Source organism: Thalassospira sp. UBA1131 (assembly GCF_002311515.1).
Taxonomy (GTDB): domain Bacteria; phylum Pseudomonadota; class Alphaproteobacteria; order Rhodospirillales; family Thalassospiraceae; genus Thalassospira.
Map to the genome: position 1 here is coordinate 27,338 of NZ_DCAO01000026.1, position 9,664 is coordinate 37,001.

Sequence of the window (9,664 nt, forward strand, 5' to 3'; positions counted from 1 at the left end):
ATCGGGCTGATCATGCCATCAACCTTGCCGACCTTTGCCTGCGCGCTATAGGCCGGCACGCGACGAAAACCGTGTCCACCTTGCCCGGATGCCTCGGCCGTCACAAGTGCCGTTGCGACCGAGGCCGCATTGTCTGCCCGCACATTGCAACGCATCAAAGTTTCGCACACAAGTGCGTGGGCATCTTTCACGGAAATCTTCATCGTCAGGTAACCTTGATTTTCGAAGTGGGGCTTTGGAACCGGGAAACGGGCGCAAGGGTCATGCGCCTGCAGGATCCGTAACATAGCCACAAGCCATCCCCACGCGCAAAGCCGTTTTGGTTGCGACCAGAAGCGCCTTTGGCGCCAACGACTTTGAAAATATGATACCATCGCCAGAATTTGCGAATAACAGGATCGCGCGGGGCCGCGCAGGCATTACAGGAATTCAGATATGCGTCAGGTTAAACACAGGATCGTCTTGCCTTTGGCATTGGTGGCATTGGCATCACTTGCGGCCTGCAGCACCGCATCCACAGGCAACATGACAACAGACTGGGCAAGTGTAACCGATCAGGAATGGCAACTGGTGCAGGTCATTGATGGCAACAGCACCCTTTCGCCGACACCACCTGTCAAGGCGACCGCAACATTTTCCAGTGAAGGCATGGTATCGGGCAATGCAGGCTGCAATCAGTATTCCGGCAGTTACGAACAGTCGGGATCGTCACTGGGTGTCGCGCAGCTCGCCATGACACGAAAGATGTGTATCGCCGACAACGCCATGCAGATCGAAAATGCCTTTAGCGGTGCTTTCGTCTTGGTCAGCAGTTGGGACGTCATCAATGGGCACCTTGTTCTCAAGGACCAAGAAGGCAACATGGTTATCGAGCTTACAAGCGTCGCACAACAAACACATCGACATCGGCCACAAACCGCCAGCCGCATCACGTTTGCGCGAAATGAAAAAGGGGCACCAGTTGGCGCCCCTCTTCTTTGACCAGGTATCATAACCGCCAAACGGCTAGATACGCATATGTAGATATTCTAGTCCTTGCTGACCGTGGCTTCGGAATTGGCACCGACGGCCTTGGGTTCGGTCCGCAGACCCTGGATGATCGAATAGCAGGCCATCAGAAGGACAATCGCAAACGGGAAGCCGGTCGAAACCGCCATCGCCTGCAATGATCCAAGGCCACCGCCCAGCAGCAATGCAATCGCAACCAGACCTTCGAAGGTGCACCAGAAGACGCGCTGCGGGACCGGTGCATCGACCTTGCCGCCTGCGGTGATGGTATCAATCACAAGCGAGCCAGAGTCAGACGAGGTCACAAAGAACACTATCACCAGAACAATCCCGATGAAGGACGTGATGGCTTGCAGCGGCAGCTGATCGAGCATGGTGAACAGTTTGATCGGCAGACCTGCTTCGGCAATAGCGGTAACGCCTTCGGTGACCATATGCACCGCGGTGCCGCCAAAGGCCGTCATCCACAGAACACACACCAGCGACGGAATAATCAGAACGCAGGTGATGAATTCACGCACGGTACGACCACGCGAAACACGCGCAATGAACATGCCGACAAACGGTGACCAGGAAATCCACCACGCCCAATAGAAGGACGTCCAGCCTTGGCTGAAGTTGGCGTCTTCACGACCGACCGGGTTTGAAAGTGCCGGAAGATATTGCGCATATGACAGCAGGCTTGAGAAAAAACCGGTGATGATTTCCATCGTCGGACCAACCAGAACCACAAACAGCAACAGAAGTGCCGCAAGGATCATGTTGATTTCCGACAGACGCTTCACCCCGGCATCAAGACCCGCCAGCACCGAAATAAGTGCAACACCGGTAATCCCGACAATCAGGAAAACCTTCGATGTATCGGAAACCGAAATGCCAAACAGGTAATCAAGCCCGGCATTGGCCTGTTCCGCACCGAAACCAAGCGAAGTTGCAAGTCCAAACAGGGTCGCGAACACCGCCAGAATATCAATCAGGTGACCGGTCCAGCCCCACACACGTTCGCCAAAGATCGGATAGAAGATCGAACGAATGGTCAGCGGCAGGCCCTTGTTAAAGGAAAACAGCGCCAGTGCCAGTGCGACAGTGGCATAGATCGCCCATGGGTGAAGACCCCAGTGGAAGATGGTTGCAGCCATGCCAAGATCAAATGCAGCATCGGCATCACCGGCGGCCGCACCAAGCGGCGCCCAGTCGGTGCGAAGACCATCTTCACCGACAGCAATTCCACCCATCGAGGATGTGAAGTGCGAAATCGGTTCTGACACACCATAGAACATAAGACCGATGCCCATGCCGGCAGCAAACAGCATGGCAAACCAGCCGGCATAGGAATAATCCGGTGTTGCATCCGCACCGCCAAGGCGCACACGACCGAGCGGCGAGACAATCAGAAACAGACACAACACGACAAATACGTTGGCTGCAGACAGGAAGAACCAGTCAAGCGACGATGTCAGCCAACCACGCAGGTCGTTGAACATCGGTCCGACACTTTCCTGAAAGGCCAGGGTGAGAAAGACGAATGCAACAATCGCAAGACCCGAAATCAGAAAGACCGGGTTATGGACATCCAGTCCAAATGGCCCGATCTCTGCTTGGATATTGTCTTGCCCGATTTCATATTCTGTATCAATCGGGTTCGCTGCACCGTCCGGGCTTTCAATGCCCGTGTCAGCTTCAGACCCCATTTGAAACTCCCTAGGTTAAATGAATATACAGCTACCCCTAGCCGTAAAGGTTCGTCCGCATCCTCTAACGCACGAGGAATACAGAAAGATCCGAGTGGGACGCGACATATCCGCCATGAGACGCAAAAATGTGGTCAGCAATACCGGGCACGTGCGATGCCATGACGATAACGTCGGCACCAAGCTCGTCGGCCTTGGCGACAAGTTCCTTGCTGAGATCCACTGCCGGATCATGCGAAATATGCGCGACCGCCTTGGTGCTTACACCATGCTTGGACGCCAGATCCTCGGCAAAAGCCTGAAGTTTCTGTTCAAATTCCTTTGGCGTATGTGCCACCGATGACGGCGTATTGGTACCGACACCTAGAAGGCTTATCTCGGCCTTGTAATGCTTGGCTAGATCGACCGCCGTTTTAATTGCTTTATCCAATTTTTCAACGTGGGCCAAATCGACAGGCACGAGCATCTTCTGATACATTCATTCCTCCGTTATGTGCACCACCCCTGAAGTCCGTGGTTTCACGAAATATCAGGGCAGCGAAAAGAACCTAACATTGACGGTCCGCAAAATCAAAAACGGGCTTTCGAATGTGCGTACAAGAAATGCTGCAATATTTGCTGTAAAATTCCGGCACACCGTTTGACAGTACTCGTTGCCGAAAATTGACCTGACCACATTGGGAAACTGCGCCTAAAGTCGAATCGCCAAATGATTATTTTTCAGGTTTCCAAACAGAACATCCGGTGCCTTTAAGCGAATTTTCGATGTTCGAACTTGAAAATTTTAAAAATTTTTTCTCGATCAAAATCGGCCTATCCAACCCATCGGCTTTTCCACCCGTAAACCCCTTAATTGGCAAGGCGTTTCTTGGCAAAATCCATCGGATTTCTATTCTATTTTTCAGAGAGTTTCGAATGGTGAAACTCTATCCCCGGATGCCGAAAAATCGCACGGCCATGCGCACTTGGCTTGATGAAGCCCCCAAACTCGTGTCACGATGTGCGCGATTTGTGCACTGTCTGTCCCACACAACATGTGCCTCCAGATCAGAACACCATATGTTCTGAATGGACATATTTGCTGGATCCGTCTTGTGAAAGGCAGGCATCCATGGCCGTGCACATACCCGAAAGGGAAAATTATTGTGGCCAACGGGGGAGTTGATCAACTGCGCAATAACAGTGCCATGGCGCAACAGCACATCTTCATGCTGCATGCCCGTTTGTGTCTGAACGACACCCCAACCTGCACAACCAAGCACAACCAAATCGCGGGTAGGATCTGCCACACCATTAAAATAATTCAGAAAAATCAAAAGCATCAGAGAAGGAACAGGGATGACTGACCCTATCAAGTATTTCGCGTCACGCGTCACAGCATCTGAAATGAACCGTCGTGAATTCATCGGCCGTTCGATGGCCGCCGGCCTGACCCTTGCCGCCGCCACAAGCCTTTATGGCAAGGCTGCCATGGCACAGGAACCCAAGCGCGGCGGGCATCTGAAACTTGGCCTTCAGGGCGGGGCTTCGACCGACGTTATTGATCCGGCAAAATCTTCTTCGCAATTCACCTTTGCCATGAACCGTAACTGGGGCGACACCCTAGTTGAATCGCACCCGACCAGCGGCCTTGCAGTCCCGTCGCTTGCTGAGTCCTGGGAACCGAATGCCGATGCATCGGTCTGGACGTTCAAAATCCGCAAAGGTGTCGAATTCCATGACGGCTCAGAACTGACCATCGACGATGTTGTCAAAACCCTGAACCGCCACACCGACGAAAAGTCCGAGTCCGGCGCACTGGGTGTTCTGGGCTCGATCAAGGGCATCGAAAACAAGGGCGGCGATCTTGTTCTGACGCTTTCGGAAGGCAACGCTGATCTTCCGCTGCTGCTGAGCGACTATCACCTCGTGATCCAGCCGGGTGGCGGTTACGACAATCCGAATGCCGGTATCGGTACCGGTCCGTTCAAGATCGACAACTTCGAAGCCGGTGTGCGCGCAACGTTTGTGAAAAACGAAAACGACTGGCGCACCGATCGCGGCTTTGTTGATTCCGTCGAAATGATCGTGATGAACGATGCGACCGCACGTATGGCAGCCCTGTCATCGGGTCAGGTTCACTTCATCAACCGCGTTGATCCGAAGACCGTTGGCCTTCTGAAACGTGCACCGAATGTTGAAATTCAGACCACTTCGGGCCGTGGCCACTATGTCTTCATCATGCATTGCAACACCGCACCGTTCGATAATAACGACCTGCGTCTGGCGCTGAAATACGCGATGGACCGTGAAACCATGGTCGAAAAGATCCTTGGCGGTTACGGCAAGGTCGGCAACGACTTCCCGATCAACGAAACCTATGCCCTGTTCCCGGAAGGCATCGAACAGCGTTCCTATGATCCGGACAAGGCGGCCTTCCACTTCAAGAAGTCCGGCCATGAGGGTTCGGTTCTTCTGCGCACGTCTGACGTCGCCTTCCCGGGTGCTGTCGACGCGGCGGTTCTCTATCAGGAAACCGCGAAAAAGGCCGGGATCGATATCGAAATCAAACGTGAGCCGGGTGACGGTTACTGGTCAAACGTCTGGAACGTTCAGCCGTTCTCGACCTCTTACTGGGGTGGTCGTCCGACCCAGGACCAGATGTATTCGACGGCCTATCTGTCGAGTGCTGACTGGAACGACACCCGCTTCTTCAACACCGACTTCGACAAGATCCTTCTCGAAGCGCGTGCTGAGCTTGATCAGGCCAAGCGTAAGGAAATGTATCACGACATGGCACTGATGGTCCGTGACACCGGTGGTCTTATCCTCCCGATGTTCAATGACTTCGTGAACGCAACCACGACCAACGTTTCCGGCTTTGTCGATGACATCGGGAACGACATGTCGAACGGTTATGTTGCGACACGTCTGTGGATCAACAGCTAATCAGCCGGGATGCATCGCATCCTGATGATTGAAGACTTGCGGGATCACGGTTGGTTTGACCGTGGTCCCCGTCTTGTTGTTCGCCTGTTTGTTTGACACATGGTCTGATCGAAATTTCCAGATGGAGGCAAATTATTCTTTGCCGTCCCACCCGTCTTGAATTTCCGTTCAGGCCATTAAGGGGGAGTATGTGTTCATGGCCAATCCCTTGGCCCGCGTGCGAGCCACGCGACACAGACTGAAAGAAACCCATCCGTTATCGGTATTGATTGCCGAACGTCTGGGTTTGAGTTTGTTGTTGCTCTGGGCTGTATCAATTCTGATTTTTGCCGGAGTCGAAGCCCTTCCGGGCGATTTTGCCGAAACCTATCTTGGTCAGTCTGCAACACCGCAGGCAATTGCCAATATACGCGCCGACCTTGGCCTGGATCGTCCGATTACCACCCGCTATTTCGAATGGCTTGGCGGCGTTGTTCAAGGCGACTTTGGCAACAGCTGGGCGAGTGGTGCGCCGGTGACCGAACAAATCACCAAACGCCTTGGCAACTCGCTGTTTCTTGCGTTCTTCGCCGCGGCGATTTCCGTCCCGCTTGCAGTCGGGCTTGGCATGGTGGCGGTTCACTATCGCAACCGTATTCCTGATCGCGTGATCAACGTTCTGTCGCTTGCCGCAATTTCCCTGCCGGAATTCTTCATCGGCTATATCCTGATTGTATTCTTTGCCGTTCAGATGGGGGTCGCGACCTTCCCGTCCACGGTCTATGACAATATGAGCTGGTCAGAACGACTGGCCGCCATTGCCTTACCAACGGCAACACTGGTGATGGTGGTGCTTGCACATATGATGCGCATGACCCGTGCGGCCATTATCAGTGTGATGTCATCGGCCTACATGGAAACGGCCGAGCTGAAAGGCCTTGGTGCTTTCAAGGCGATCGTCAAACACGCGGCCCCGAACGCCATTGCCCCGATTGTCAACGTCGTGGCGCTTAACCTTGCCTATCTGGTGGTGGGTGTTGTCGTGGTCGAGGTTGTCTTCGTCTATCCCGGCATGGGCCAGTATATGGTTGATGCCGTGACGGTGCGTGACATGCCCGTCGTGCAGGCCTGTGGGCTTATCTTTGCGGCGGTGTATATCCTGCTCAATATGGTGGCCGATATCGTCGCCATTGTCGCCAATCCGAGACTGAGGCATCCGCGATGAGATTACGTGAAATCCCGCTGACCGCCTGGATCGGAATTCTGGGCATTCTGTTTGCTTTTGGCTGTGCAGTCTTTGCCCCGCTCATCGCGCCCTATGGGGAACGCGAAATTGTTGCGGGCGTTTGGGAACCGGCCAGTGACCTTTATCTTCTGGGTACCGATAACCTTGGCCGTGATCTTCTGTCACGCCTGATTTACGGTGCGCAGACAACCCTGTTTGTGTCGCTTGCGGCATCGATCCTGTCGTTTTCAATCGGCATTTTCCTGAGCTTTACGGCCGCTGTTTCCGGCGGCCCGATTGATCAGGGACTGTCGCGTCTGAACGATTTGATGATGTCGATCCCGACCCTGATTTTTGCCCTCGTGGTGTTGGCGGTTCTGCCGCAAAACATCTTCATCCTGATTGCCGTGATGGCCATTCTCGACTCAACGCGTGTCTATCGTTTGGGCCGTGCAGTAGCGCTTGATGTTGCGGTGATGGAATTTGTCGAAGCCGCCAAACTGCGCGGTGAAGGCCGGATGTGGATCATCTTCCGTGAAATTCTGCCCAATACGCTTTCGCCACTCCTGGCGGAATTCGGGCTGCGTTTCGCGTTTTCGATCCTGTTCCTGTCGACGCTTTCCTTCCTCGGACTTGGCATTCAACCACCCGCCGCCGACTGGGGTGGCATGGTCAAGGACAACAAGGATGGCATCATCTTTGGCATTCAGGCCGCCCTTATTCCTGGTGGCGCGATTGCGGCCCTGGCCGTCTGTGTCAACATGGTTGTCGACTGGTTGCTGAAACGTACTTCCAGCCTGAAAGGAGGCCGCGGCGATGTCTGATCTTTTATCGGTACGCGATCTGCGCATTGGCGCGACCATCTTCCCGCCGGGCGAAGCCCCGATGGATATCGAAATCGTCCACGGTGTTTCCTTTGATCTGCAAAAGGGCAAGGTCCTTGGCCTGATCGGGGAATCCGGTGCGGGTAAGTCCACCATCGGCCTTGCGGCACTGGCCTATGGCCGGGGTGGTGTGCGCATCACCGGCGGTGAAGTCCTGCTTGATGGCCAGGACATCCTGCCGCTTGATAAAAAGGGGATCCGCAAGATCCGTGGGGCACGTGTTTGTTACGTCGCCCAATCGGCTGCGGCATCGTTTAACCCGGCGCACAAACTGGGCGATCAGGTGATTGAGGCCACGGTCGAACACGGCCTGATGAGCCGTGACGAAGCCCGCAAACGGGCCGACTACCTGTTTGAAATTCTGGGTCTTCCAGACCCCAAGAATTTCGGCAACCGCTTCCCGCATCAGGTTTCGGGCGGGCAGTTGCAACGTGCCATGACCGCCATGGCGCTGTGTTCCAAACCGGAACTGATTGTCTTTGACGAACCGACCACCGCCCTTGACGTGACCACCCAGATTGACGTTCTGGCCGCGATCAAGAATGCGATTGAAATGACCGGCACAGCCGCCCTTTACATCACCCATGACCTGGCCGTTGTCGCCCAGATTTCGGATGACATCATGGTGCTGCGCAATGGCGAAACCGTCGAATACGGTCCGGTCCAGCAGATCATTGAAAACCCGCGTCAGGAATATACCAAGGCGCTGGTCAATGTGCGCCAAACCAAACAGACCGAAGCCCGTGACCAGTCCGATGCGTTGCTGAAAGTTGAAAACATTTCGGCGGCCTATGGCAACGGGGTGCAGGTTCTTCATGACGTATCGCTGCATGTGCCGCGTGGTCAGACACTGGCTGTGGTGGGGGAATCCGGTTCGGGTAAATCCACACTGGCCCGCGTCATCACCGGTTTGCTGCCCCCATTCCAGGGCAGCGTCACATTCGGTGACGAGGAACTGTCCAACGCCCAAAAGGACCGGTCACGCGATCACTTGCGACGTATTCAGCTGATCTATCAAATGGCGGATACCGCGATGAACCCGCGCCAGACTGTTGGGCAGATCATTGGTCGTCCGTTGCAGTTCTATTTCGGCAAGCGCGGTGCGGAACGCAAAAAGGAAGTCATCAAACTTCTTGATGAAATCGAGATGGGTGAAGCCTTCTATGATCGTTATCCGGCCGAACTTTCCGGCGGACAGAAGCAACGTGTTGCGATCGCGCGTGCCCTGGCCGCACAGCCGGAACTGATCCTGTGTGACGAGCCGACCTCGGCCCTTGATCCGCTGGTGGCCGAAGGCATCCTTGATCTTTTGCTGCGTCTGCAGAAAGAACGTCAAGTGTCCTATCTGTTCATCACCCATGACATCGCGATTGTGCGTGCAATTGCCGATTCTGTTGCGGTGATGCTTCAGGGCAAGCTGGTCGATTTCGGCCCGCGGTCCGAGGTCCTGAACCCGCCATTTGACGATTACACCGACCTTCTTTTGAAATCGGTGCCGGAAATGGAACTGGGCTGGCTGGAAAAAGTTCTGGCCACGCGCAAAATGGAAAGTGCCGGTCACTAAAAACCGTGCAAAAACAAAAAAAGGCGGCCCGGGTCATGGGCCGCCTTTTTGAATAAGCCCCACATAACCACTCCAAAGGACGACGCCCCAACATGTCCGACCGAAATTTCACCGTTATTGAAAACACCTTTATCACCATCGCAGACGGCACCCGATTGGCTGCCCGCATGTGGATGCCCGAAAATGCTGAAAACGACCCCGTTCCTGCAGTGTTTGAGTTTCTGCCCTATCGCAAGGGCGATGGTACCTGTGCGCGCGATGAGTCGACCTATCCCGAATTTGCCAAGGCCGGCATTGCCGGTGTGCGGATTGATATTCGCGGATCGGGTGAATCAGATGGTGTGATTGACGGCGAATATACCGAACTTGAACTGGCCAATGCCTG

8 protein-coding genes and 1 pseudogene are annotated in these 9,664 nt (G+C 54.4%); 6 read left to right on the forward strand and 3 right to left on the reverse strand.

The annotated features are described in order from the left end of the window. Positions 1-203, reverse strand: a pseudogene (locus tag B3Z49_RS03835) (Ldh family oxidoreductase); the annotation flags it as partial. Positions 204-435: 232 nt separating this feature from the next. Here B3Z49_RS03835 and B3Z49_RS03840 point away from each other — a divergent pair. Beyond that, a complete protein-coding gene (locus B3Z49_RS03840) occupies positions 436-981 on the forward strand; it encodes an META domain-containing protein (protein WP_296988345.1) in 546 nt (181 codons plus the stop codon). 47 nt (positions 982-1,028) lie between these two features. Here the strand turns inward: B3Z49_RS03840 and B3Z49_RS03845 are convergent, their stop codons facing one another. Both B3Z49_RS03845 and B3Z49_RS03850 read right to left on the reverse strand, forming a co-directional pair. After that, complete coding sequence (locus tag B3Z49_RS03845; RefSeq protein WP_008889687.1) at positions 1,029-2,699, reverse strand: BCCT family transporter; 1,671 nt, start codon at positions 2,697-2,699, stop codon at positions 1,029-1,031. 64 nt (positions 2,700-2,763) lie between these two features. Then, on the reverse strand, positions 2,764-3,177 hold the full coding sequence (locus B3Z49_RS03850) for a universal stress protein (RefSeq protein WP_063089282.1): 414 nt from the start codon (positions 3,175-3,177) through the stop codon (positions 2,764-2,766). 860 nt (positions 3,178-4,037) lie between these two features. Between B3Z49_RS03850 and B3Z49_RS03855 the strand changes: the two genes are divergently transcribed. The 5 genes from B3Z49_RS03855 to B3Z49_RS03875 all read left to right on the forward strand — a co-directional run. Further along, entirely contained in the window at positions 4,038-5,627 is a 1,590-nt protein-coding gene (locus B3Z49_RS03855) for an ABC transporter substrate-binding protein (protein ID WP_296988349.1), read from the forward strand. Between the two features lie 196 nt (positions 5,628-5,823). Then, the gene (locus tag B3Z49_RS03860; protein WP_296988350.1) at positions 5,824-6,831 is read left to right on the forward strand and encodes an ABC transporter permease; all 1,008 of its coding nucleotides are present in this window, start codon (positions 5,824-5,826) and stop codon (positions 6,829-6,831) included. Further along, on the forward strand, positions 6,828-7,655 hold the full coding sequence (locus B3Z49_RS03865; RefSeq protein WP_008889682.1) for an ABC transporter permease: 828 nt from the start codon (positions 6,828-6,830) through the stop codon (positions 7,653-7,655). The genes B3Z49_RS03860 and B3Z49_RS03865 overlap by 4 nt, the downstream gene beginning before the upstream one ends. After that, positions 7,648-9,279 carry an ABC transporter ATP-binding protein gene (locus B3Z49_RS03870; RefSeq protein WP_008889681.1) on the forward strand — a complete coding sequence of 544 codons (1,632 nt, stop codon included), beginning with the start codon at positions 7,648-7,650 and terminating at the stop codon, positions 9,277-9,279. Before B3Z49_RS03865 ends, B3Z49_RS03870 begins: the two co-directional genes overlap by 8 nt. Positions 9,280-9,371: 92 nt before the next feature. Next, positions 9,372-9,664: CocE/NonD family hydrolase (locus B3Z49_RS03875; protein ID WP_296988352.1), on the forward strand; the 293-nt coding region annotated here is incomplete at its 3' end.